The following is a 23,978-nucleotide window of genomic DNA, read 5'->3' on the forward strand; positions in this document are numbered from 1 at the left end:
GTATTTTTCATGTCAAAACCATCATTTGATTCTATTGAATCACAGGCAAGTTACGGTATTGGTCTGCAAGTCGGTCAACAACTGACTGAATCAGGTCTTCAAGGATTAGAGCCCGCAGCACTGTTAGCTGGCTTGACCGATGCATTAGAAGGTAATGCGCCTTCTGTACCTGTTGAAACATTACACAATGCCTTACGTACTATGCACGAGCGTGCTGAAGCTGTTCGTCAAGAACGCCAAGCAGAGCTGGCTGATGCTGGTAAAGTTTTCTTAGAAGAAAATGTGAAAAATGAAGGCGTTCAGGTTACAGAATCAGGTTTACAGTACAAAGTCCTGACAGCGGGTGAAGGTGCAATCCCTGCGCGTACTGATCATGTTCGTGTTCACTACACGGGGCGTTTAATTGATGGTACTGTGTTTGATAGCTCAGTTCAACGTGGCCAACCTGCTGAATTCCCAGTAAATGGCGTTATCGCAGGCTGGATTGAAGCATTAACATTAATGCCAGTAGGCTCAAAATGGGAATTATATATTCCTTACCAATTAGCTTATGGCGAACGTGGAGCTGGTGCGGCTATTCCTCCATTCGCGACATTAGTATTTGAAGTAGAATTATTAGAAATTTTATAATTTCTTATTCTGCGGTAAATCAGAGTAAAAAATAGCTGGTTTTTGCCAGCTATTTTTGTCTCTATACTAAAATAAAGAGATAGTCGGGTAATTAATTTTTATAAGGGGCGTTATCTGCTTATAAAAATAAGAGAGGTGCATGATGTTAGAACAAGTCAGCAAATTAGCCCGCCAAGCAGGTATGGCGATAATGCAAATCTACCAGCAATCAGAGCCTATCCAAGTACAGGAAAAAAGTGATAATTCACCTGTCACAGAGGCTGATTTGGCCGCTCACCAAATTATCAAACAAGGACTTGCTTCTATTGCCCCAGATATACCTCAATTATCTGAAGAAGATCCCCCTGAATGGGAAGTTCGCCGTCATTGGGATCGCTATTGGTTGATTGATCCTTTAGATGGAACTAAAGAATTTATTAGCAAAAATGGTGAGTTTACGGTGAATATCGCCTTAATTGAAAAAGGTATTCCCGTTTTAGGCGTTGTTTATGCACCGGTTCAAAATGTGTTATATGCGGCTGCCAATAAACAAGCATGGAAAGAAATGTGTGGTCGGAAATTACCTATTCATGCGAGCCGTGCTGAACCACCAGTGATTGTGATTAGTCGTTCTCATCAAGATGATGAATTAAAAGAGTATTTATCTCAACTTGGCGAACATCAAACGGTTGCCGTTGGCTCTTCTTTAAAATTTTGTCTTGTGGCGGAAGGTAAAGCGCAACTTTATCCTCGTTTTGGACCAACACACACATGGGATACTGCCGCAGGTCATGCTATTGCGATTGCCGCTGGTGCGCATGTCACCGATTGGAAAGGGATCACGTTAGATTATTCCCCTAAAGAATCGCTGATAAACCCAGGATTTAGAGTTTCTATTTTTTAAATAGACCAGATGAAGTTGGAGCCCTTGATGTGAAAGGGCTCTGACATGGTAAGCTATTCTTTAATTAAATCGTTGATAAGGTTGATTGCCGTCGTAATCTCCGCACCGCTTAATACACCTTCTTTGACGAAACGAACCTTACCTTGCTTATCTAAAACAACAATAGTTGAACTCTCTTTTTCTAATCCCCAGCCTTTTAATGCTACGCCATCGGCATCAACAATAAACTGTGACCAAGGAAATTCTTTTTTACTGTCTTCAACACTGCTACGAACAAATGGACCTGTGCCAAAGACTGCATCATCAGTATTAATAATCGTTGTAGTTTGATAACTGGTATGTGGGAATTTAGCCAGTTTTACGGCTTCAATAAACGGTGCATTCATCCCCTTAGCCTTGCTACGTCCTGCTATATGCTGAACAGTACGTACTTTTCCACTGAGCAGACCACTATTCCAATTTTGGTAGCTAAACTTATCTTTGGTTGTGTCATAAAGTAGCTCACCTTTGTCATTGATTGTGACAGCAGGAAGTACTGTATTTTCAGTGATGTTATGTGCAAACGCCCATGTGGATGTGCTGAGTAAAAGAGCAGCTAAGGTTATTTTGTGCATAGCCATTGTCCTATTATTGAAATCGACGTTAGATTCTATCTAAGCATAGAAGCTAGTGAAGAATAATACCTCATCACTGATACATTTATTTAACATTGAGTGGGTAAAATAACACACACACTATCTTTATTTATATTCTTTACTGTCAATAAATGTAAAAACAGATAAGAAAATCAAATAAGTTGAACCTAGTACTTATAATTAGGTCTTTAAATTTGATATATAAAGATAAGTCTTTATGACTTATTAAACTCAACAACGAGCATGGGAGACTAACTGAAAGATGAAAATCTTCAATCGCTATAACCCTGAAAAAATTGCTCTCTACGTTAAGACGTTATTTCGTGGACGGTTTTACATCAAAGGAATGGGTGCATTTGAATTCGATTATGGCAAAATACTACTGCCTAAAATAAAAGATAAGCTACATTTTAATGTGATGAGTGAAGTGAACCAGCAGGTGGTTTTACTGAAAGCAGAACTGGGCTAACTTTTATCTGATAGATAACTGAGTCTTTCTCGTGAAAACTTTCGATAAGACTCAGTTATTAATTTCAATTTGTTACTAGTTAACTTGTCGTTTTATTTTCATCTACTTTGATATCGACTTCGGTTGTTGTCTGTACAACAGGAACGTGTTCTTGCAAAACAGGTTTAACCGGTGGAATATCATCAACTTTAGTTACGAGTAATTGATCTATTTTGTAATTATCAATATCGACAACTTCAAATTTATACCCTGAGAACTTCACATAATCAGTACGTTTTGGAATTTTACGTAAACGGTACATCATAAAGCCCGCAATGGTTTCGTAGTTACTTGAATCAGGGAAATCATCAATATCAAGAACGCGCATTACATCATCAATTGGCGTACCGCCTTCAACTAGCCATGAGTGCTCATCACGGCTCACAATTTGTTCTTCTTGCCCTGGTCCAATTAAATCCCCCATCAAGGTTGTCATTACATCGTTTAACGTAATCACACCCATCACCATCGCGTATTCATTAAGGATGATGGCAAAGTCTTCACCAGATGTTTTAAAGCTTTCCAGCATATCTGAAAGCGTTAATGTATCAGGAATAATCAGCGCTTTACGGATATGAACACCTTCATTGAGGTTTAAGCTTTGTCCGTTAATAACGCGATTAAGAAGCTCTTTAGAATCAACATAACCAATAATATGGTCGATATCGCCTTCACAAACCAAGAATTTAGAGTGAGGCTGTGTGGCAATTTTTTCTTTGATATCACTTTCTGTTTCTTCACGATCAAAATAGACCACATCTTCTCGTGGTGTCATGGCCGAAGGGACAGTGCGTGACTCTAACTCAAAGACGTTTTCAATCAGTTCATGTTCTTGTTTACGTAAAACACCAGCAACAGCCCCCGCTTCTACAATGGCAAAAATATCATCAGAAGTAATATCTTCATTTCTCACCATCGGGATTTTAAATAATTTAAAGATAAGATCAGCCATGCCATTGAATAACCAAACCAGCGGGCGAAAGAAGGCAAGGCAGAAACGCATTGGGTTCACAATTCTTAATGCGATAGCTTCTGGTTTTATCATACCAATGCGTTTTGGCGTTAAGTCAGCCAGTAAAATAAACATTGATGTGACAATAATAAAAGAGCAAATCGATCCTAATTGTTGTGAGAGTGCTTCATCAAAAAATTGTAGGAAAAAGCTTTTTAATGAAGGCGAAAATGCAGATTCACCCACAATACCCGCTAAGATAGCGACAGCATTTAATCCAATTTGCACAACGGTAAAAAACATGCCCGGCATTTCTTGCATTTTTAATACACGAGCAGCGTTAATATTGCCCTCATCAACAAGTTGTTTGAGCTTAATTCGACGAGAAGCAGCAAGAGAGATTTCAGACAGCGAAAAAAAGGCGCTGATAGCACAGAGCAAAAGCACAATGAGTAAACTATTAAGCATATAAGGCTCACACCACCCCAAGTATTTAGTCCAAAGGGTAATACTAGAGTATTAAAATAGAAGATAAATCAATATATTGTGATGAAATTATTCACAAAGAAAGATAAGAGGGCGCAATTATATCATCGCCCTGCTATTTTCTGCTAGTTTTACTTTTCAGGAGGATAACAGATACCTATCCCACCTAATCCACAATAACCTTGTGGGTTTTTATAGAGATATTGTTGGTGATAATCTTCAGCAAAATAAAAAGGGCCCGCTGGCTGAATTTCTGTGGTGATTACTTCTGTAGCACCTTGAGTATTCATAGCTTGTTGATAGCGTTTTTTGGACTCAATAGCTTGCGCATATTGATCTGCATTAACCGTGTAAATTGCCGAGCGATATTGGCTGCCAATATCGTTACCTTGACGCATACCTTGTGATGGATTGTGATTTTCCCAAAAAAGAGCCAAAAGTTGTGAATAGCTAATCACTGAGGGATCAAAAACCACTCTCACGACTTCACTATGACCTGTTAATCCTTGGCAAACTTGTTGATAGGTTGGGTTTTCTGTTACACCACCGCTATAACCCGCACTTGTTGAGTAAACGCCCTGTTGTTGCCAAAACAGACGTTCAACTCCCCAAAAACAGCCCATCGCAAAATAAGCGATACTCATCTTTTCAGGAATATCATTAATAGAATGCCCATTTACTGCATGATTAGCAGATATTTCTAATGGCATCGAAGTACCCCTTAAGGCATTCTCTGGTTGGTAAGCTTTATGTTGCAAGGTAGACTCCAGTTTTTATATTTGTAAACGCTTTACTATGGTAAAGGCTTAATATTGTTATAAACTAAATCTACAATAAAGCTTAAAATAGTTTGTCGTCAATTCATCACATGGATTAAATCATATTGAGGAGAAAACGTGCCGAGATACTCCGTTATCTACGTTCTCTGTCTGTCTTTTATCGCACCTGTTGCCTATGGGGCAAATTTGCGTTTAAAAGTAGAAGGTTTAGAAGGGCAACTCGAAAAAAATGCGCGAGTCCAGCTATCAAACATTACAACAGAAGAAGTTGCACCTGACGGGCGTTTTCGTGCGCGTGTTGAAAAGGCAATTCAAGAAGGACTTCGCCCATTAGGCTATTATCAGCCTACTGTGACATTCTCTTATCAAGAAAATACACCGCCAGCACGTTCGATATTAACGGCAAAAGTAGAGCCGGGTATTCCTATTTTACTCAAAGGTGTGGATATTGTTCTTGAAGGTGGCGCTAAAACCGATGAGCAATATGCTAAGGTCATTAAAGAGAACACCCCGCCACTTGATAGCGTGTTAAATCATGGTGATTATGAAAAACTCAAAGGTTCGTTAACAGGGCTTGCCGTTCGCCGTGGCTACTTTGATGCTGAAATGGAAAAAAGTCAGCTTGGTGTTTCTTTAGATAATCACGCCTCTTATTGGGATTTTGTCTTTAATAGCGGTGAACGTTACCGTTTTGGTAAGGTGAATTATACTGGCTCTCAAATCCGTGAAGACTATCTACAAAATATTGTTCCTTTTAAAGAAGGGCAATATTACTCCTCAGAAGAGCTTGCCGAATTTAATCGACGTTTAGCGGCAACAGGTTGGTTTAACTCAGCACTTGTGACGCCTGATATCGCAAAAGCACGCAGTGAACATTCTTATTTGCTACCTATGGATGCGGTTGTCACTCCTCGCTCTCGTAACTACGTTGAATTAGGGGGAGGTTATGCAACTGATGTAGGGCCTAGGTTGAATATGCAGTGGAATAAACCTTGGATGAATTCTCGTGGTCATAGCCTGACGTCAGATCTTAGTATTTCTCAACCCGAACAATCTATTGGTGCAAAATACAAAATCCCATTAAAAATTAATCCATTAGAGCAATATTATGCGGTAGACGGTGGTTTTAAGAGAACAGACTATAATGACACGCGTTCTGATACTACAACGCTGAACCTTTCTCGAAATTGGGATATGTCTACAGGTTGGCAATATAGCGTAAATACCCGCTGGAGCCTTAGCCACTTTACTCAAGGGCAAGACACTTATACTACCATGCTGTTATACCCAGGGGTTAATGCGAGTCGGGTTCGTCAACGTGGTGGCATGATGCCTTATTGGGGAGATAGCCAACGTTACTCTATAAATTACTCAAATAAAATTTGGGGTTCTGATGTTGAGTTCTTAGCTTTCAATGCTCAACAAGTGTGGATACGCACGCCTTGGGAAGGACATCGTTTTGTTGTCAGAGGCAATTTTGGTTGGATTGAAACCAATGCTTTTGGGCAAGTGCCACCTGAACTTCGTTTCTTTGCGGGTGGTGATAGAAGTGTTCGTGGTTTTAAATACCAAAGCATTTCACCTGAAGATAGCAAAGGTAACTTAACGGGTGCCTCAAGAATGTTAGTTGGTTCAGCCGAATACCAATATAACGTGACAGGAAACTGGTGGGGTGCAGTCTTTATTGATAGCGGTGAAGCAGTCAATGATTTTACTCGAAGTGATTTTAAAACAGGTGCGGGTGCGGGTGTTCGTTGGGCATCACCTGTTGGTCCCATTAAATTTGATTTAGCATTACCTGTTAGTGATGTAGATAAACGTAGACTCCAGTTTTATATCGGGTTAGGAGCAGAGTTATGAAGAAGTGGTTGAAATGGATTGCACTTACCCTCCTTATCCTTATTTTGCTTACTTTCGGTGCTGTAGCTTGGGTTTTAGGCACACAGTCAGGCTTACATTTTGCCATTAACAGCGCAGCGCGTTGGGTTCCCGGTTTAGCCATTAAAGAGGTTAACGGAGGCTGGCAAGATCTACGTTTAACCGGTGTTGAATATCAAATGCCTGGCGTTGACGTTAATGTGGGTGAATTATCATTAGGATTACGTTTAGCGTGCCTGACTGATAAACAAGTTTGTGTCGATACATTAGGCACGCGAGATGTTGTTGTTAATATTGATACTAGTGCTTTCCCTCCTTCTGAAGAAACGCCACCTTCAGAGCCTTTAACTGAGCTTAATGCACCATTACCTATCTATTTAAATTCACTTTCATTAGAAAATACGCATGTGAAGATTGACGATATGGCGATCTCACTTGGTGAGTTTAAAACAGGCGCACAGTGGGAAGGTCGTCAAGTTACATTAAATCCAACACTCATTAATGATTTGCTGGTGGCATTACCAAAGACACCAGAAGAAGGAAGTGTTGAAGCAACGGCTCAAGATGTAAAAGAAGTTGCTACGGCAAAACCTCAAGCTGAACCCACAACACCAGAAGAAAAAGAACAGGCATTAGCCGACACGATTAAAGCGATTTTTGCTAAACCTCTGTTAGCTGATTTACCCGAAATTATTATTCCTGTTGATGTGAATGTTGAAGGTATTGAAGGTAAGCAGTTACAAATAACAGGGGATACACCTGTTACGATTAACCAATTATCTTTTGAAGCCAATACGAAAGGTAAGCAAGTTAATTTCACTAAATTAACTGTTGATGCACCAGAAGGTGAAGTTAGTTTAAATGGGGGAATTACCTTAGATAAACAATGGCCTGTTAATTTAGATGTGAATGCGACTATTCGTGATGTTGCAGGGCTTGAAGATTTTAAAGATCAAAAAGCGACGCTTTCTTTGCAAGGCGCATTACTTGAAGAGCTTAAATTAGCACTCTCTTTAACAGGAACGGTTACAGCAACTTTAGACGCTCAAGCTGAACTGGCAAAACCACACCTTCCATTAAAATTAACCTTAGAGAGTCAAAAAGTCCGCTGGCCGTTAACGGGGGATGTGCAGTATCAACTCAATGATACTCGGTTGCGTTTAAATGGTCAGACAGATAACTACGATCTTTCATTACGCTCAGATATTGAAGGTCAAGAGATCCCACCTGCGAAATTAATGCTGGATGCAAAAGGTAATGAAGAAAAAATTGAATTAACACGTCTGCGTTTAGCTGCATTACAAGGTCATGCTGATATCACGGGGATTGCCGATTGGAGTAAAGCAATTAGCTGGAATGCGTTATTAACCATTTCAGGTATTAATACCGTTAAACAATACCCAGATATGCCCGCGAAATTAGATGGGCGCATTGCTACAACGGGCAGTTTATATGGTGGCAGTTGGCAATTACGTGTTCCTGAAATCACCTTAGATGGTAATTTCAAAAATAATTTGATTAAGGCGAGAGGGAACGCGTATGGCAACGATTCTGGTCAATGGAATATCCCGCAACTAAAGCTCATTCTAGGTAAAAATAATCTCGATATTGAAGGACATTTAGGCGACAAGTGGGCATTAGATGCCAATATCAATGCACCTGGTTTAAATGGTTTAGTACCAGGATTAGCAGGTGTGATTAAGGGCAAAGTGAATATTCGAGGTGATATTAATACACCTAAGATTATCGCTGATATCAATGCTCATGGTATTAAATGGCAAGATCAAGTTAGTGTTGAATCCATCACTATTAAAGGTGATGTTCAATCGGACAAAGAAATTGGCGGCAAGCTAGCGATTACTGCTCGTCAGTTAAAACAAGCCGATTTAATTATTCGCAATTTAACGCTGGATGCTGCTGGTACAGAAAAACAGCATAAACTGACGTTAAAAATGGAGGGTGAGCCTGTTTCTGGTGGACTGACATTAGCGGGTTCATTTGATAAAGAAAAACAGCAATGGAAAGGAACGCTAAATAATACAGCATTTGATACTCCTGTAGGGGAGTGGCGTTTAAATAAAGCTATTGCATTGAATTTATTGGCTGAGAAGCAAGAAGTTACCATTGGCTCTCATTGTTGGATAAATCCAAATGCACAAGTTTGTGTGCCAAAAGCGATAACGGTTGGTGAAAGTGGCAGTGCAGCTATCACGCTAACGCGTTTTGATTTAGCGATGATCAAACCTTTCTTACCGCCTGAAACGTCTGTTAGTGGTGTATTTACGGGTGATGCAACTGCAACGTGGAATTCAAAAGGCGGATTACCGAAAGCATCTGTAAACCTTAAAGGGCAAGGTGTTGGCGTAAAACAGAATATTGATGGAACTGTTTTACCAATTGATTTTGATACAATTACTTTAAATGCTGGCGTAAATAATGGCAAAGCCACATTGCAATGGCTGATTAGTATCGCGGGCAATGGTGACTTCAAAGGTAATGTGCATGTTGCTGATCTTGAGAAAAAACGCCAACTGTCTGGTACGGTTGATATTGATAATCTGACATTAGATTTAATCAAACCGTTCTTAGGGAAAGGTGAAATAGCTCAAGGAAGCGTGGGTGCTCAATTACGTTTAGGAGGAAGTGCGCAATCACCACTGCTATTTGGTCAATTCGGTATTAATCAATTAAAAGTGGTTGGACATTGGATCCCATTTGATATCACCAAAGGAAATGTTGATATTAGCTTTAATGGTGCAACCTCTGACTTAAGTGGCAGAATCGAAACACCAGAAGGTTATTTAAATCTTACGGGTAATGCAGATTGGCGTAAATTAGATGAATGGCGCGCTGTTGTGGCTGCAAATGGTAATAAGTTACGAGTGGCACTACCGCCAATGGTGCGTATCGATGTCAATCCTGATTTGGTGTTTGAAGCAAGCCCGCATTTACTGAAATTAGACGGTCGCATTGATATTCCTTGGGCGCGTATTGTGGTGCAAGATTTACCAGAATCTGCGGTATCAGCGTCTTCTGATGAAGTGATGCTGGATAAAAACTTGCAACCTATTGCGCCAAAAGAGACATCCATTCCAATTCAAAGTAATTTAGCGATTAATATTGGCAATGATGTGACACTGGACGCATTTGGGCTTAAAGCAAGATTGACGGGTATGCTGAAAGTCAATCAGAATAAACAAGGGCTTGGTTTAAATGGTCAAATTGATATTCCTAAAGGGGAATTCAAAGCCTATGGACAAGACTTACAAGTGCGTAAAGGACAAATCTTGTTCTCTGGGCCTGTTGATCAGCCTTACTTAAATATTGAAGCGATCCGTAATCCTGAAAACACAGCAAATAATGTTATTGCGGGTGTACGAGTGACAGGGCTTGCAGATAAACCTAAAGTTGAAATTTTCTCTGAACCTGCATTTACCCAGCAAGAAGCGTTATCTTACTTGCTAAGAGGGGAAGGGTTAGATAAAAGTGGTGATGCAGACTCATCACAAATGACGGCAATGCTGATAGGATTAGGTGTTGGTCAAAGTGGTCAGCTTGTAGGGCGCATTGGTGAAACCTTCGGTGTTTCAGATTTAGCATTGGATACGCAAGGTGTGGGTGATAGCTCACAAGTTGTGGTCAGTGGCAAGATAACCAATGATCTACAAGTAAAATATGGAGTGGGTATATTTGATTCGCTAGCGACGTTAACTTTACGTTATCGCTTGATGCCCAGGTTGTATTTACAAGCAGTGTCTGGTATGAATCAGGCAATAGATCTGCTTTATCAATTTGAGTTTTAAATTATATGCGAATTATTGTTTATGGTAGTTTACGTCAGAACCAAGGTAACCATCACTGGATGACCTATGCGCAGCTATTAGGCGAGCATAAATTAGTGGGGTATAAACTTTATGATTTAGGGTTTTATCCTGCTGTGGTTGAAGGTGATGGCGAAATAGAGTGCGAAGTTTATCGGATAACGCCTTCTATTTTGACAGAGCTTGATGAATTGAAAAAGAACGATCAAGATTACAAGCGCCAACTGATTTCAACGCCTTATGGCAGTGCTTGGATCTACCTTTATCAAAAGCCTGTTGATGGTTTACGTGAAATAAAAAGCGGTGACTGGTTAAAACGTCACGAAGAAGAGTAATTGGTCAGATTCACCTTTTACTGAAAAGATGTCTGAAAACGGCTCGATAGTGATATCGAGCCGTTTTTATTGATGGAATAGTCAGTATTTTTTTAATTCAATAATATTTTTAATTATATTAAGTTTATAAAAAATATTAGTAATAATTGTTTTCAAAAATTGAAATTAAAATAAATACTTTTTTATTTATCTATATAGATATGAATTTTATTAATGGTGTGGCTAATTGACAATAAAATTAACTTAATGTTAAAACAGTAATTGAGTTTTTGGGTAAAAGAATGAAAAATATTTTATTGTATGCGAATAATTAAATAAATTTTAATAAGGTACTTTTATGGATGAATTAAATGAGATTTCTCGCCTTTATAAAACCCCTCCCAAAGAAGTAAAGCAAAATCAAAATATAGAAAATCATCACTTTACTGATATGATTTTACAAACAAAAGTAACTGCAAAAGATGCATTTGATAAATTAGCTTATCTTGCTGGCATTAAAAATGCACCCGCTGATGATAAATATTCAAAATTGAATACATCTAATCTAGATTCACTTCTAGAAAGCGCAAATTTATTAGGTTATGACATCGAAATAGTCAGTGTTTAATTAAAATAAAGCAGCCTTCTGGCTGCTTTATTAACTCAAGGAGAAAATAATGAATAAGGATATTATTGAGTTAAATAAAAATATTAATATAGTAGGATTACATTGGATCTCTCGGTGGCGAGTTAATAATGGAAAAAAAGATTCTTATGTTATTCCTTTCGCGACGACCTATCCGATTAATATTATTTATCATGGTGAAAATGAATTTAAATATGGGCAATATGGTATTCATCTAGGGCAACAAGATACATTAACTTTTTTAGGTGATAAAAATAAAAAAATACTCGCTAAGTTTATCGATTGTCGTAAAAATTCACCAACTTTCAAATCAAGATTAAGCTTTTATATTACGCCCTCATCGGCAAGAACGTTGATTATTCCTCCTGGTGTTGCTCATACTTTTCATCACTTAGAAAATATATTTACTTTAAATAGTTACACTTTACTTTTACCTCCGATAGATAAATTAGCGAGTAAAGCACTGATGTGGTCACCAAATAATGACGTTATTAATCTTCCTGAAGATATTGATATTAATGATATTGATGGTTATGAACCTATGACAGAGGAAGCCTCTGATCTGGTCTACCATCGAATAGCAGATATACAACATGAGATCTTAAGCCAACATGCTTTTTTACATTCAGAAACACGAAAAATTCGTTTAGATGATGGCGATGAAGTTAATTTAAGATTCAGAGAAAAAATAACAGAAAACCAGAAACGGCAATTACCTATATCAAAAATTTTAGGTGTGGCGTTTCGTGACATACCTACCATGCAAACAGGCAAAGAGAGTGGCATCGTTCCGTTAACACGAAAATCGCCTATGTATCTTGTTGAACATGGTAATGAAGATTACAACTTTGACTCTTATGGCTTACACCTAGGGCAAGAAGACCATTTAACTTTTTTAGGGGATGCTTCTAGTGAGATAACATTAAAACTTGTCGACATGCGAGAAGGCTCCGCCACTCTATTTTGTGAAGATGAAATAACGTTCAAGCCTTTACCTAATATGGAATTAGTGATCCCCTGTGGGGTAGCTCATGCATTGTTTAATATGGCTAATATTATTACAGTTAATCGGCCTGTTATCTATTTAGATGAAGAAAAAGAGTATATTCCAGGGCATGATGTTATCGACTGGGAAATCGCTAATAAAAATTATCAAGCATATTGCACTAATAAAACAGAGGCTGACTTAGGTTATTATCAATTTATTGTCTCTAAACAAAAAGAGATAATTAAACAGAAACCTACTCATCATACACCAAAGTCAATTATTATATATGACAAGAATAATAAACCGATTAAAGTCTTAATTAAAGAAAAGGTTTAGTTATTATTATGCGTATTATCTTTTTTTATATGCTTTTTTTTGTTTTAACAGCTGATGGATTAATGGTATTTCTTACCCCCGTTATTGTTTATCAGTTAACAACAAGTATTGAATATTCAGGATTAACATACGCATTATGGTGGTTACCTCGACTTTTTTTAATACCACTTATTGGTAAGTATATTGATGGTCTAGGTATTCGTCCTATCGCTGTTATTTCTGATAGTTGTAAAATAGTAGGGTGTTTATTTTTATTAATTACTCATTTTACATCTGATTTGATGATAGCGATAAGTTTTGGTTTGATTGGTAGTTTAATTTCTATTGGAAATTCACAAACATTGATTTCTTATGAAAAAATTATTGCGTTGATAAGTCATCATAAAGAGCATCATATTAATCTAATGTCTAGAATGGATTTCTTAGGTATGGTCATTGGACCATTATTGGGGATTGTTCTTATTGATTTTGGCTACAAGTATTTACTTGTTATACCGTGTCTATTCTATTTTATTAATGCTATCTTCTTTTTATTCTTTTATGCAAGAAAAGAGATTAACACTGAAAATATAAATAACTCGGAAGAGAAAATCTTTTTTACTAAAAAATTTATTTATATTTTTTCCTCACCCATACTGATATTTTCTGTTTTTATTGCTATTGGTAATAATATGTTTGATGGTTTAATTGAATCAAGTGGAACGGCGTTAATTGATCAGGTTATGAATTTACCGATTAAATACTATGGTTTTATTGATATTGCTGCGGGGATCTTCGGTGTATTTGGAACATATTTATATGGCTGTTTAAATCAGTACATAAGTAGAGTGTTGTTAACGATTATATCAATTGCCATTATTACTATAAGCTCCTCTTTGCTTGTGTTTTTTCAAAGCTCAATAATTATATTTATTATTTGCTATGCGGTTTCAATTATTGGAAAAGTCTTTTCAGGTAATATACTGAGAATATTAAGAATAGAAATTATTCCCATAAATCAGCTCGCTAGCGTTTCATCATTGGTTATTTTATTAAATCAGATGATATTACCCATTGTTGGTGGGCTTTTGTTTTTCTCTATGGGGGAGGTCACCGTTATTTACACACTGATGATTATTTCTATAGGAATAACATTGATAAGTGGTGGATTGCTTGTAATACGCTTAAAAAAGAGACGTCGTTATCATAAAAAAAGCCCTTCAATAAAATGAAGAGCTTATTTATTAGTAAATTATTAAGTCATAATTCACTTAGTTATTCTGAGTGGGTCAGAATTATTTTTTAGCGCGTTCGAAAGAAGACAGAATTTCAGCTTTAGCTGCTTCTACGCCTTCCCAACCGTCAACTTTAACCCATTTGCCTGCTTCTAAATCTTTGTAGTGTTCAAAGAAATGTTTGATCTGTGCTTTTAAAAGCTCTGGCAGATCAGTCACATCTTTAATGTGATCGTATTCTTTGCTCAGTTTAGTGTGTGGAACTGCAACCAGTTTCGCATCTTCACCTGATTCGTCAGTCATTTTCAGTACGCCAACAGGGCGGCAACGAATAACTGAACCTGGTTGTAATGGATATGGAGTTGGAACCAGAACGTCTACTGGGTCACCATCTAAAGATAACGTGTTGTTGATGTAACCGTAGTTGCATGGGTAGAACATTGCAGTTGACATAAAACGGTCAACGAACAGTGCGCCACTTTCTTTATCAACTTCGTATTTGATAGGATCAGCATTTGCTGGGATTTCAATAACAACATAGATATCTTCTGGTAGTTCTTTACCAGCAGGAACATGATTCAGGCTCATAAAAAATTTCCTATAAAAAAATTAATTTTACGTGGGCTTTAGTATAGCGAAAAGTTTTTAACAATACCCGTTTTTTGCCGAACATGTTGCGTTCTGACGTAAAAATAAGCAGCAAATAAAAGAAAGAGTTATTTTCAAAGATGAAAAAACCGGACGAATAAGAAGTCCGGTTTATCTATGTTAGTGCTAAACGAATGGATTATTCTTCGTCTGGATATTGCGCCATAAAGCTTTCAGCTTGTTCAACCATCGATTTAGTCCCCACAAAGAAAGGCATACGTTGGTGAAGTTTTTTTGGTTCGATATCAAGAATACGCTCTTTACCGTTACTTGCTTTACCGCCAGCTTGTTCGGCTAAGAACGCCATTGGATTGCATTCATAGAGTAAACGTAATTTACCAGTAGGGTGGCTTGCAGTACTTGGGTAAATATAAATACCGCCCTTCAGTAAGTTGCGGTGGAAATCAGCAACTAAAGAGCCAATATAACGTGTGGTATAAGGGCGATTTGTTGCTGCGTCTTGTTCTTGGCAATACTTAATGTATTTTTTTACACCTAATGGGAATTTGATGTAGTTACCTTCGTTGATTGAGTACATGTTTCCTGTTGGTGGGAAATGTACGCTTTCATGAGATAAACAGAATACACCTAAAGATGGATCGTAAGTAAAGGCATGAACACCACAACCTGTTGTATAAACTAACATGGTTGATGAGCCATAAACGACATAGCCCGCGGCTACTTGGCGATGACCTGGTTGTAAGAAGTCATCTAAAGTGACAGATTGGCCAATAGGCGTAATACGGTGGTAAATAGAGAAAATTGTTCCGACGGAAACGTTTACATCAATATTCGACGAACCGTCTAAAGGATCCATTAGTACAACATACTTAGCATTTTCAGCACGATCACCTTCAAAGATAACAATATCATCTTCTTCTTCTGATCCGATACCCGCAACTTCACCACGCGCTTTTAATGCAGCTTTTAGTTTCTCATTCGCGTAAAGATCCAGTTTCATCTGGGCTTCACCTTGAACATTAGAAACACCGTTAGTACCAAGGATATCGACTAACCCTGCTTTGTTAATATCACGGTGGATAATTTTAGCCCCAAGCTTAATCGCCGAAAGTAATGCAGTAAGTTCGCCAGTTGCATGGGGAAAATCTTGTTGTTTCTCGACGATAAATTCGCCTAATGTTTTCATGACGCAGGTCCTGAATGTGAGTGGGTAAAGTAAAAAAGGAGAAAAATCTCCTTGGTGGTGGCAAGTTTAGCCAAAGAATCGCACGATTCAAAGGTTAATCCGTTTCTTATCTGCTTTTTGATCGTTAGAATAGTGACCAACTTCATGCTATTGGACAGAAATTCATGCACATTCATATTCTTGGTATTTGTGGCACCTTTATGGGAAGTCTTGCCATTTTAGCTAGAGCGAAGGGACATAAAGTCACAGGCTCAGATGCTAATGTCTATCCACCCATGAGTACTTTATTAGAAAATCAGGGAATCGAACTGATTGAGGGATATGACCCAAAACAATTAGAACCTGCCCCTGACATGGTGATTATTGGTAATGCGATGACACGAGGAAATCCTTGTGTTGAAGCTGTACTTGAAAAAGGTTTACCTTATACCTCAGGCCCTCAGTGGTTACATGATTATATTTTACCTGAACGTTGGGTGTTAGCCGTTGCTGGAACCCACGGTAAAACCACAACAGCAGGTATGCTGGCTTGGGTTTTAGAAGACTGTGGTTATAAACCTGGTTTTTTAATTGGTGGTGTACCGGGTAATTTCCAAGTATCTGCACAGTTAGGCGAAAGCCCTTTCTTTGTGATTGAAGCTGATGAATATGATAGTGCTTTCTTTGATAAACGCTCTAAATTTGTTCATTATTCTCCACGCACACTGATTTTAAATAATCTTGAGTTCGATCACGCCGATATTTTTGATGATTTAGCGGCAATTCAAAAACAATTCCATCATTTAGTTCGTATCGTCCCAGGCACAGGAAAAATCATCATGCCTGATAGCGATATGAATTTAAAACAGACCATTGGTATGGGATGCTGGAGTGAACAAGAATTCACAGGTGAAACAGGAGATTGGCAAGCTAAAAAACTCAGTAATGACAGTAGTCATTTTGAGGTATTTCACAAAGGTGAGCGAGTTGGTGAAGTGTGTTGGGGACTTTCTGGTGAACACAACATGCAAAATGGCTTAATGGCGATTGTTGCAGCGCATCATGTTGGTGTTTTACCTGCTGATGCTTGTGAAGCGTTAGATAAGTTTATTAATGCGCGTCGTCGCTTAGAGCTACGTGGTGAGGTTAACCAAATAAGTGTTTATGATGACTTTGCACATCATCCCACAGCGATTTTGGCAACGCTTGAAGCGTTACGCAGTAAAGTCGGTGGAACTGCTCGTATTATTGCGGTGTTAGAGCCTCGTTCAAATACCATGAAAATGGGAATTAGCAAGGATGATATCGCACCTGCATTAGGTCGTGCTGATGAAGTCTTTTTATTCCAGCCACCTAATATTCAGTGGTTAGTGAGTGACATTGCAGAGCATTGTGTACAACCTGCTCGTTGGAGTACGGATCTTGATACATTAGTCGATATGATTGCGAAAGAAGCTCAAGCGGGCGATCATATTTTGATTATGAGTAATGGCGGTTTTGGTGGTATTCACGAAAAACTGCTCGCAAAATTAGCACAGCCTAAAGATCTTGATAGCCAGTATTAAAAATAAATAAGCCACTGAAAATTCAGTGGCTTATTTTTTGAAGCTGTAGAAAGGCTAATTATAATTCCTGATCAAAAAGATTCAGAATAGCGTCTCGTAATTCTTCTGTGGAAAATCCTGGTGCCGGTGTTGAAAAAATGGTGTCATCACCCGCAATACTGCCAAGGATCCCTTCTGCTTTGCCTAATGAATCTAATAAACGTGCAATAAGTTGTGCCGCACCCGGACTTGTTCTTATCACCACAACAGAATGGTTATGATCGATATCGAGTACCAGATTTTTTAGTGGGCTGCTTGCTGTTGGTACGCCAAGCTCAGTAGGAAGACAATAAACCATTTCCATTTTGGCGTTACGGGTTCTTACTGCACCAAATTTTGTTAGCATACGAGAGATTTTGGACTGATTAATATTATCAAATCCAGCCTCTTGTAATGCAGTCACAATCTCGCCTTGTGAACTGAATTTTTCTTCTTTCAGCAGGGCTTTAAACGCTTTAACCAAGTCTTCTTGCTTAGAAGGAACGCGCATAGTTCACCTTTAGTGAGTTATCAATAACCTGTGTATTATGCAGAGAAGTGAATTTTTATGCAACAAAAGACGAAGAAAGGCGCGTGATAGCCTCCTCAAAATTGTAAAGTAGAATGTACTGCAAAAAAAATTTATTTACGGCGCGTGAATGTGATAATTTAAGGAAGGTAAAATATTTGTTAAATAAATGATAAGGTTAAATGATTATCATAAGGATGATGGTGTACTTAACACTTTGTCATGTTTATTGAAATTATTTATCAAAAGAGTGTCCACTATCTCATTAACAGATAAGCAATTTGTTTAGAATAACCAAAGTATTATTTTTCACTGTAAATGCCTTATTATGCAATATTGCTGTTAAATAATTGTTTTTTACAAGGTGAATTGCGTAATAGTGAATATCTCTAAGGCGTTCCACTATCTTGTAAACTAAGGAGTATCAGAATGAAAGTAGCAGTTCTCGGTGCAGCAGGTGGTATTGGTCAAGCACTGGCACTTCTTCTTAAAAACCAGCTTCCTGCTGGTAGTGAACTCTCTTTATATGATATCGCTCCCGTCACGCCGGGTGTCGCAGCTGACTTAAGCCATATCCCGACTCAAGTTACTGTAAAAGGTTTTGCGGGTGAAGATCCTTCTCCTGCACTAAAAGGCGCTGATGTTGTTCTGATTTCTGCGGGTGTTGCCCGTAAGCCAGGCATGGATCGTTCAGATCTTTTCAATGTTAACGCGGGTATTGTGCGTAACTTAATTGAAAAGGTTGCACAAAACTGCCCTAAAGCACTTATCGGTATCATTACTAATCCAGTGAATACAACGGTTGCTATTGCCGCTGAAGTACTCAAAAAAGCAGGCGTTTATGATAAAAAACGTCTCTTCGGAATTACTACACTCGACATTATTCGCGCCAATACCTTTGTCGCTGAACTAAAAGGTAAAGATCCACAAAAAACCAATGTTCCTGTAATCGGTGGACACTCTGGTGTGACTATCCTTCCTCTATTATCTCAAGTTGATGGCGTTTCATTTACTGATGATGAAATTGCTGCACTGACTAAACGCATTCAAAATGCAGGTACTGAGGTAGTAGAAGCAAAAGCCGGTGGCGGATCAGCTACATTATCAATGGGCCAAGCAGCGGCTCGTTTTGGTCTTTCATTAATTCGCGCTCTAAATGGCGAGAAAAATGTTATTGAATGTACCTATACAGAAGGTGACGGAGAATATGCCCGTTTCTTTGCACAACCTATTCTTTTAGGTAAAAACGGTGTAGAGGAATATTTATCTATTGGTAAATTAAGTGATTTTGAAAAGCAATCTCTTAATGGCATGTTAGATGTATTGAAAAAAGATATAATTCTTGGTGAAGAATTTATTAATAAATAAAGAAATACTTTTTTTGCTATAAAAATAATGCAAATTTAAATAAAAACCGCTGATACTATATCAGCGGTTTTTTTTATTAATTATAATGTCTGTAATTATTAGTTAATTATTAGTTTTGGTACGAATCTTTCGCTCAAGTAATTCTCCTGTTTCAGGGTGAAAATAACGGCTAGGCCAAATTTCAGAGGGGGAGATACCAAGATAATCAGCAATGATTTTTTCTCCTTTAGGCCAAGGGCGTGATAGCGCATTAGCGAGTGTTGAAGAGCTTAACCCTGCTTGGCGAGAGATGGCAGCAAGTGTTGTTCCTCGTTTTCTAAGTGCGGCAATAATATCGGCAGGATGCCAATCAGATTTCCTTGAAATCATTTTTAATCCTTTTTCTATAAAATTAATTGCTGTGTTAGTGGTATAAATAACAGTTTATTAGAAATGTCCTAAAGCATTTAAACTGATTATTTAGAAAATAAAATAACATTATTTTTCTAAAAAGATTTCTGATTTTTTTCTTAATAATTTCTTTTTTGAAGTTGATAACAATTTTAGAGAAACATAATGAAAAAAGAGTGGTATACGGCAAAGGAATTGACGGGTATAGGTGGATTACCTAAATCACCACAAGGTATAAATTCAAAAGCAAGACGCGAATCTTGGCAAAAACAGAATGTAAAAAATAAGCAAGGTAATGGTGTTGAATATCATTATTCTTGTTTACCAGAAGAAACTTTAATTGCTCTAGAACTTTATGAGCCATTAGCACATTACAAATTAAATAAAAAAGAGGAGCCACTCGTTATCTGGGTGAAAGCATTCCAACAACTAAATGATGGTGAACAAAAAACCTTAACAGAGCTGATATTGCGGGATGGTATTAGAAGTTTTTTAGAAAAAGTCGTCAATGATTAAGCGATTTTAAAGAATCTATTATTGCGTTATCCGCAACAGATATCTATCTGACTAACCTCTTAGTTGAATGTGAGATGAGATCATGAAAAAAGAATGGTATACAGCGAAAGAATTAGTGGGGCTTGCGGGGTTACCTAACTCACCGCAGGGAGTTAACTTGATGGCGCGTCGTGAAGGATGGGAAAACCGTCGTAAACGTGGCGTGCAGGGAAAAGCTGTTGAGTATTCTGTAAAAAGTCTGCCTGATGAGGTGATCAGTGTGCTCGCTGCACATGAACCTCCGGCTGAGTATTTATCGAAACGTCAGGATGCCTTTTTGATTTGGGTTGAAGCCTATTATCAACTGACTAAATCAGAACGAGAGAAAATTGTAAAATTTGTGCTCCGTGAAGGATTAGCAAAGCTCATTAGTTATATTGATGCAGATAATCAAGATGCTATTGAACGAGAAAACGAAGAAGTTCTCAATAAATTAAAAAGCCCACCAGAGTCGACGTAGTTGCTCTAGCGGGCTTCTTTACATAACTAATAGGGATTATATATCAAAGTTATGATTGACGTTGTACAGCGACGTGAGCAAGCCCAATAAGCGCATCTTTATACGGTGAGTCAGGTATAATTGATAAAGCTTCAATCGCTTTGTCTGCTTCTTCTTCTGCTTTTTGGCGGGTATATTCCAAAGAGCCACACTGTTTCATAGTATTTAAAACAGTATCCAATAAATGGCGGCCATTACCTTGTTCAATGGCTTGGCGAATTAATTGGGATTCTTCTTCATTGCCGTTATGCATAGCATGAAGTAATGGCAACGTTGGTTTACCTTCATCAAGATCATCACCAGTGTTTTTACCCAACTGGTTGTTATCTGCATCATAATCAAGTAAATCGTCAATGAGCTGGAAAGCAGTCCCAAGATAACGACCATAATCTTGGAATGCTTTTTCTTGCTCAGGTGTCGCACCTGAAAGGATCGCTGATGCATGAGAAGCAGCTTCAAAGAGACGAGCTGTTTTGCTGTAGATAACTTGCATATAGTCATCTTCAGAAATGTCGGGATCGTTACAATTCATTAATTGTAAAACTTCACCTTCAGCGATCACATTGGTGGCGTTAGACATTAATTTTAATACACGCATCGAATCAAGATCCGTCATCATCTGAAAGGATCGTGTATAAATAAAGTCGCCAACAAGTACACTGGCAGCATTTCCAAAGACGGCATTTGCCGTTTGTTTTCCTCTGCGCATATCAGATTCATCAACAACATCATCATGTAACAACGTTGCAGTATGAATAAATTCGATAAGCGCTGCGACCGAGATATGTTTGTCACCTTGATAGTCCAATGCTCGTCCAGTGAGCACTGCGATCATTGGTCGGATCCTTTTACCACCACCACTAATGATGTAGTAACCAAGTTGGTTTATCAAAGAAACATCTGAATTAAGCTGGTAAAGGATTGCCTCATTTACCGCAGTCATATCAGCGGATGTTAGTTTTATAATAGATTCTAAATTCATGTTTTTTCGACTTTGGCTCGCCAATGAGCGCGTTATTATTAATAAAAAATGATCATGCCATAGATTTTACTCTCTTATAATTTAGATTGTACTTTAAAAATGGCTGAAATAAATATCGTGTAAAAAACTCTTTTTTTTAACGCTAGTTTGCGATCTGTACTTGTCATCGGCACTAAATTTGCGTAGAATTCGCGCCCTATGTGAATATTTTAATTGTGCACTCAAATTATACATATTGGGAGTGTGCGGAAAGCGGAGTTTATATGTACGCGGTTTTCCAAAGTGGTGGTAAACAACACCGAGTCAGCGAAGGTCAAACTATTCGTTTAGAGAAGCTGGAAGTAGCTACTGGCGAAACAATCGAGTTTGATACTGTAATGATGGTCGCTAATGGCGATGACATTCAAATTGGCGCTCCAATCCTTGCGGGCGTTAAAGTTAAAGCGGAAGTGGTTGCTCACGGTCGCGGCGATAAAGTTAAGATTGTTAAGTTCCGTCGTCGTAAACACAGCCGTAAACAACAGGGCCACCGTCAGTGGTTTACTGATGTTAAAATCACTGGTATCGCTTAAGGTTTAGGAGAGTAGTTCAATGGCACATAAAAAGGCTGGCGGCTCGACTCGTAACGGTCGTGATTCCGAAGCAAAACGTCTGGGTGTTAAACGTTTCGGTGGTGAAGCTGTATTAGCAGGTAGCATCATCGTTCGTCAACGTGGTACTAAGTTCCATGCAGGTACTAACGTTGGTTGTGGTCGTGACCACACCCTGTTTGCATTAGCTGACGGAAAAATTAAGTTCGAAGTTAAAGGTCCAAACAACCGTAAATTTATCAGCATCGAAGCTGAATAATTACTGGTCCTTTAAGCACCGAGTCAAAAGCCCTGCAAATCTGTTGCGGGGCTTTTTATATTTAAAAAAGGCCATCTCTGGGTAATTTCGGCCATCCAGCACGTTAATGGCTACTATACGGAGTAAAATCATGAAATTTGTTGATGAGGCCAAGATCCTAATCGTCGCGGGCGATGGTGGTAACGGCTGTGTAAGCTTTCGTCGCGAAAAATATATCCCTAACGGGGGACCAGACGGTGGTGATGGTGGTGATGGTGGTGATGTCTACATGATTGCAGACGAAAACCTTAACACCTTAATTGATTACCGTTTTACTAAATCTTATCGTGCAGAGCGTGGTGAAAATGGCCACAGCCGTGATTGCACCGGTAAGCGTGGTCAAGATATTACTATCAGTGTTCCTGTCGGAACGCGTGTCCGTGATTTAGCAACAAATGAAGTCATTGCTGACTTGACTGTTCACGGTCAAAAGCAAATGGTTGCTAAAGGTGGCTTCCACGGTTTAGGTAATACGCGTTTTAAATCGTCGGTGAACCGTGCTCCACGTCAACGTACAATGGGAACGCCAGGTGAATCTCGCGAAGTCCTATTAGAGCTAATGTTATTAGCTGATGTGGGTATGCTTGGTATGCCAAATGCGGGCAAATCTACATTTATTCGTGCAGTATCAGCAGCAAAACCTAAAGTTGCTGATTATCCATTTACAACATTAGTACCAAGCCTAGGTGTGGTGCGTATGGATAATCACCAAAGCTTTGTGGTTGCAGATATTCCCGGATTAATCGAAGGCGCTGCTGATGGTGCAGGTCTTGGGATCCAATTCTTAAAACACTTAGAACGCTGTCGTGTGTTATTACACTTGATCGACATTGATCCTATTGATGGATCGGATCCTGTGGAAAATGCAAAAATTATTATCTCTGAATTAGAGAAATACAGCGAAAAATTAGCACAAAAACCACGTTGGTTAGTGTTCAATAAAGTTGATCTTCTTGATGCTGAAGAAGCAAAAGAGAAGGCAAAAGCAATTGTTGAAGCACTAGGTTGGGATGAAAACTATTACATGATAGCGGCAATCAACCAAGAAGGTGTGAAAAAACTTTGCTGGAATATCATGGAATTCCTGAATGTTACTCCGCGTGAGCAAGATATTGTTGCAACAAAAGCAGAGCCAGGAAAAGTTGACTTTATGTGGGATGATTACCATAAAGAACAACTAGAAAATCCTGATTTCGAAGAAGATGACGATGATGATTGGGATGAAGAGGATGACGACGGTATCGAGTTTATCTACCAACGTTAATCATTATTTTCATCATGATAAAATAAAAACGCCTGATTAATCAGGCGTTTTTCATATACATTGACTACATTTACTG

24 protein-coding genes are annotated in these 23,978 nt (G+C 38.4%); 16 read left to right on the forward strand and 8 right to left on the reverse strand.

What is annotated here, in order from left to right:
- Positions 1–9 precede the first annotated feature (9 nt).
- Both ACNART_RS13670 and cysQ read left to right on the forward strand, forming a co-directional pair.
- Complete coding sequence (locus ACNART_RS13670; protein WP_006535733.1) at positions 10–630, forward strand: peptidylprolyl isomerase; 621 nt, start codon at positions 10–12, stop codon at positions 628–630.
- A gap of 142 nt (positions 631–772) precedes the next feature.
- Positions 773–1,513, forward strand: a complete 741-nt coding sequence (gene cysQ, locus ACNART_RS13675) for a 3'(2'),5'-bisphosphate nucleotidase CysQ (protein ID WP_196533595.1) — start codon at positions 773–775, stop codon at positions 1,511–1,513.
- 53 nt (positions 1,514–1,566) lie between these two features.
- On the opposite strand, the gene ACNART_RS13680 is transcribed toward cysQ, so the two are convergent.
- Entirely contained in the window at positions 1,567–2,127 is a 561-nt protein-coding gene (locus ACNART_RS13680; RefSeq protein ID WP_198626356.1) for a YtfJ family protein, read from the reverse strand.
- A 283-nt stretch (positions 2,128–2,410) separates the two neighbouring features.
- Here ACNART_RS13680 and ACNART_RS13685 point away from each other — a divergent pair, with 283 nt between their 5' ends.
- Positions 2,411–2,617 carry a DUF1107 domain-containing protein gene (locus ACNART_RS13685; RefSeq protein WP_100159789.1) on the forward strand — a complete coding sequence of 69 codons (207 nt, stop codon included), beginning with the start codon at positions 2,411–2,413 and terminating at the stop codon, positions 2,615–2,617.
- 79 nt (positions 2,618–2,696) lie between these two features.
- Here the strand turns inward: ACNART_RS13685 and ACNART_RS13690 are convergent, their stop codons facing one another.
- Both ACNART_RS13690 and msrA read right to left on the reverse strand, forming a co-directional pair.
- Positions 2,697–4,076, reverse strand: coding sequence for a hemolysin family protein (locus ACNART_RS13690; protein ID WP_109372696.1), 1,380 nt, complete (start codon positions 4,074–4,076; stop codon positions 2,697–2,699).
- A 149-nt stretch (positions 4,077–4,225) separates the two neighbouring features.
- Positions 4,226–4,804, reverse strand: a complete 579-nt coding sequence (gene msrA / locus ACNART_RS13695; RefSeq protein WP_232797615.1) for a peptide-methionine (S)-S-oxide reductase MsrA — start codon at positions 4,802–4,804, stop codon at positions 4,226–4,228.
- 186 nt (positions 4,805–4,990) lie between these two features.
- Between msrA and tamA the strand changes: the two genes are divergently transcribed.
- From tamA to ACNART_RS13725, 6 genes are all read left to right on the forward strand, one after another.
- The gene (gene tamA, locus ACNART_RS13700; protein ID WP_198620223.1) at positions 4,991–6,733 is read left to right on the forward strand and encodes an autotransporter assembly complex protein TamA; all 1,743 of its coding nucleotides are present in this window, start codon (positions 4,991–4,993) and stop codon (positions 6,731–6,733) included.
- On the forward strand, positions 6,730–10,554 hold the full coding sequence (tamB, locus tag ACNART_RS13705; protein WP_198632455.1) for an autotransporter assembly complex protein TamB: 3,825 nt from the start codon (positions 6,730–6,732) through the stop codon (positions 10,552–10,554). Before tamA ends, tamB begins: the two co-directional genes overlap by 4 nt.
- 5 nt (positions 10,555–10,559) lie before the next feature.
- Positions 10,560–10,907: a gamma-glutamylcyclotransferase family protein gene (locus ACNART_RS13710; RefSeq protein WP_109372692.1), complete on the forward strand. Its 348-nt coding sequence runs from the start codon at positions 10,560–10,562 to the stop codon at positions 10,905–10,907.
- A gap of 337 nt (positions 10,908–11,244) precedes the next feature.
- Positions 11,245–11,514 carry an XRE family transcriptional regulator gene (locus tag ACNART_RS13715; protein ID WP_198620221.1) on the forward strand — a complete coding sequence of 90 codons (270 nt, stop codon included), beginning with the start codon at positions 11,245–11,247 and terminating at the stop codon, positions 11,512–11,514.
- A 49-nt stretch (positions 11,515–11,563) separates the two neighbouring features.
- Positions 11,564–12,856, forward strand: coding sequence for a dTDP-4-dehydrorhamnose 3,5-epimerase family protein (locus ACNART_RS13720; protein ID WP_198632456.1), 1,293 nt, complete (start codon positions 11,564–11,566; stop codon positions 12,854–12,856).
- A gap of 8 nt (positions 12,857–12,864) precedes the next feature.
- Entirely contained in the window at positions 12,865–14,067 is a 1,203-nt protein-coding gene (locus ACNART_RS13725) for an MFS transporter (RefSeq protein ID WP_198620219.1), read from the forward strand.
- Between the two features lie 63 nt (positions 14,068–14,130).
- Here ACNART_RS13725 and ppa read toward each other — a convergent pair whose 3' ends face one another.
- Both ppa and fbp read right to left on the reverse strand, forming a co-directional pair.
- Positions 14,131–14,658 (reverse strand): inorganic diphosphatase, encoded by a 528-nt coding sequence (gene ppa, locus ACNART_RS13730; protein ID WP_072069581.1) that lies wholly within the window; start codon positions 14,656–14,658, stop codon positions 14,131–14,133.
- 199 nt (positions 14,659–14,857) lie between these two features.
- Positions 14,858–15,865 carry a class 1 fructose-bisphosphatase gene (fbp, locus tag ACNART_RS13735; protein ID WP_198632457.1) on the reverse strand — a complete coding sequence of 336 codons (1,008 nt, stop codon included), beginning with the start codon at positions 15,863–15,865 and terminating at the stop codon, positions 14,858–14,860.
- 164 nt (positions 15,866–16,029) lie between these two features.
- On the opposite strand from fbp, the gene mpl reads away from it, so the two are divergent.
- Entirely contained in the window at positions 16,030–17,409 is a 1,380-nt protein-coding gene (gene mpl, locus ACNART_RS13740; protein ID WP_109372688.1) for a UDP-N-acetylmuramate:L-alanyl-gamma-D-glutamyl-meso-diaminopimelate ligase, read from the forward strand.
- 58 nt (positions 17,410–17,467) lie between these two features.
- Here mpl and argR read toward each other — a convergent pair whose 3' ends face one another.
- A complete protein-coding gene (gene argR, locus ACNART_RS13745) occupies positions 17,468–17,938 on the reverse strand; it encodes a transcriptional regulator ArgR (RefSeq protein WP_006535714.1) in 471 nt (156 codons plus the stop codon).
- A gap of 447 nt (positions 17,939–18,385) precedes the next feature.
- On the opposite strand from argR, the gene mdh reads away from it, so the two are divergent.
- On the forward strand, positions 18,386–19,324 hold the full coding sequence (gene mdh, locus ACNART_RS13750; protein WP_196533556.1) for a malate dehydrogenase: 939 nt from the start codon (positions 18,386–18,388) through the stop codon (positions 19,322–19,324).
- Positions 19,325–19,426: 102 nt separating this feature from the next.
- On the opposite strand, the gene ACNART_RS13755 is transcribed toward mdh, so the two are convergent.
- Positions 19,427–19,693 (reverse strand): helix-turn-helix domain-containing protein, encoded by a 267-nt coding sequence (locus tag ACNART_RS13755; protein ID WP_198620218.1) that lies wholly within the window; start codon positions 19,691–19,693, stop codon positions 19,427–19,429.
- 186 nt (positions 19,694–19,879) lie between these two features.
- Between ACNART_RS13755 and ACNART_RS13760 the strand changes: the two genes are divergently transcribed.
- Complete coding sequence (locus ACNART_RS13760) at positions 19,880–20,230, forward strand: DNA-binding protein (RefSeq protein ID WP_109372684.1); 351 nt, start codon at positions 19,880–19,882, stop codon at positions 20,228–20,230.
- Positions 20,231–20,312: 82 nt separating this feature from the next.
- Complete coding sequence (locus tag ACNART_RS13765; protein WP_023583583.1) at positions 20,313–20,729, forward strand: DNA-binding protein; 417 nt, start codon at positions 20,313–20,315, stop codon at positions 20,727–20,729.
- 49 nt (positions 20,730–20,778) lie between these two features.
- Here the strand turns inward: ACNART_RS13765 and ispB are convergent, their stop codons facing one another.
- On the reverse strand, positions 20,779–21,750 hold the full coding sequence (ispB, locus tag ACNART_RS13770) for an octaprenyl diphosphate synthase (RefSeq protein ID WP_196571106.1): 972 nt from the start codon (positions 21,748–21,750) through the stop codon (positions 20,779–20,781).
- Between the two features lie 263 nt (positions 21,751–22,013).
- Here ispB and rplU point away from each other — a divergent pair, with 263 nt between their 5' ends.
- The 3 genes from rplU (at position 22,014) to cgtA (ending at position 23,902) form a co-directional block, all read left to right on the forward strand.
- Positions 22,014–22,322: a 50S ribosomal protein L21 gene (gene rplU / locus ACNART_RS13775; protein ID WP_006535707.1), complete on the forward strand. Its 309-nt coding sequence runs from the start codon at positions 22,014–22,016 to the stop codon at positions 22,320–22,322.
- Between the two features lie 19 nt (positions 22,323–22,341).
- Positions 22,342–22,599: a 50S ribosomal protein L27 gene (gene rpmA, locus ACNART_RS13780; protein WP_006535706.1), complete on the forward strand. Its 258-nt coding sequence runs from the start codon at positions 22,342–22,344 to the stop codon at positions 22,597–22,599.
- Positions 22,600–22,729: 130 nt separating this feature from the next.
- On the forward strand, positions 22,730–23,902 hold the full coding sequence (gene cgtA, locus ACNART_RS13785) for an Obg family GTPase CgtA (RefSeq protein WP_349443278.1): 1,173 nt from the start codon (positions 22,730–22,732) through the stop codon (positions 23,900–23,902).
- Positions 23,903–23,978: the final 76 nt, after the last annotated feature.

Origin of the sequence: Proteus sp. LHD240705 (assembly GCF_047921555.1) — a bacterium.
Taxonomy (GTDB): Bacteria; Pseudomonadota; Gammaproteobacteria; order Enterobacterales; family Enterobacteriaceae; genus Proteus.

Bases quoted from the DNA above. Each gene is read 5' to 3' on its own strand.
- ACNART_RS13670 (WP_006535733.1), top strand. From the start codon at position 10: ATGTCAAAACCATCATTTGATTCTATTGAATCACAGGCAAGTTACGGT.
- cysQ (WP_196533595.1), top strand. From the start codon at position 773: ATGTTAGAACAAGTCAGCAAATTAGCCCGCCAAGCAGGTATGGCGATA.
- ACNART_RS13680 (WP_198626356.1), bottom strand. From the start codon at position 2,127: ATGCACAAAATAACCTTAGCTGCTCTTTTACTCAGCACATCCACATGG.
- ACNART_RS13685 (WP_100159789.1), top strand. From the start codon at position 2,411: ATGAAAATCTTCAATCGCTATAACCCTGAAAAAATTGCTCTCTACGTT.
- ACNART_RS13690 (WP_109372696.1), bottom strand. From the start codon at position 4,076: ATGCTTAATAGTTTACTCATTGTGCTTTTGCTCTGTGCTATCAGCGCC.
- msrA (WP_232797615.1), bottom strand. From the start codon at position 4,804: ATGCCATTAGAAATATCTGCTAATCATGCAGTAAATGGGCATTCTATT.
- tamB (WP_198632455.1), top strand. From the start codon at position 6,730: ATGAAGAAGTGGTTGAAATGGATTGCACTTACCCTCCTTATCCTTATT.
- ACNART_RS13710 (WP_109372692.1), top strand. From the start codon at position 10,560: ATGCGAATTATTGTTTATGGTAGTTTACGTCAGAACCAAGGTAACCAT.
- ACNART_RS13715 (WP_198620221.1), top strand. From the start codon at position 11,245: ATGGATGAATTAAATGAGATTTCTCGCCTTTATAAAACCCCTCCCAAA.
- ACNART_RS13720 (WP_198632456.1), top strand. From the start codon at position 11,564: ATGAATAAGGATATTATTGAGTTAAATAAAAATATTAATATAGTAGGA.
- ACNART_RS13725 (WP_198620219.1), top strand. From the start codon at position 12,865: ATGCGTATTATCTTTTTTTATATGCTTTTTTTTGTTTTAACAGCTGAT.
- ppa (WP_072069581.1), bottom strand. From the start codon at position 14,658: ATGAGCCTGAATCATGTTCCTGCTGGTAAAGAACTACCAGAAGATATC.
- fbp (WP_198632457.1), bottom strand. From the start codon at position 15,865: ATGAAAACATTAGGCGAATTTATCGTCGAGAAACAACAAGATTTTCCC.
- mpl (WP_109372688.1), top strand. From the start codon at position 16,030: ATGCACATTCATATTCTTGGTATTTGTGGCACCTTTATGGGAAGTCTT.
- argR (WP_006535714.1), bottom strand. From the start codon at position 17,938: ATGCGCGTTCCTTCTAAGCAAGAAGACTTGGTTAAAGCGTTTAAAGCC.
- mdh (WP_196533556.1), top strand. From the start codon at position 18,386: ATGAAAGTAGCAGTTCTCGGTGCAGCAGGTGGTATTGGTCAAGCACTG.
- ACNART_RS13755 (WP_198620218.1), bottom strand. From the start codon at position 19,693: ATGATTTCAAGGAAATCTGATTGGCATCCTGCCGATATTATTGCCGCA.
- ACNART_RS13760 (WP_109372684.1), top strand. From the start codon at position 19,880: ATGAAAAAAGAGTGGTATACGGCAAAGGAATTGACGGGTATAGGTGGA.
- ACNART_RS13765 (WP_023583583.1), top strand. From the start codon at position 20,313: ATGAAAAAAGAATGGTATACAGCGAAAGAATTAGTGGGGCTTGCGGGG.
- ispB (WP_196571106.1), bottom strand. From the start codon at position 21,750: ATGAATTTAGAATCTATTATAAAACTAACATCCGCTGATATGACTGCG.
- rplU (WP_006535707.1), top strand. From the start codon at position 22,014: ATGTACGCGGTTTTCCAAAGTGGTGGTAAACAACACCGAGTCAGCGAA.
- rpmA (WP_006535706.1), top strand. From the start codon at position 22,342: ATGGCACATAAAAAGGCTGGCGGCTCGACTCGTAACGGTCGTGATTCC.
- cgtA (WP_349443278.1), top strand. From the start codon at position 22,730: ATGAAATTTGTTGATGAGGCCAAGATCCTAATCGTCGCGGGCGATGGT.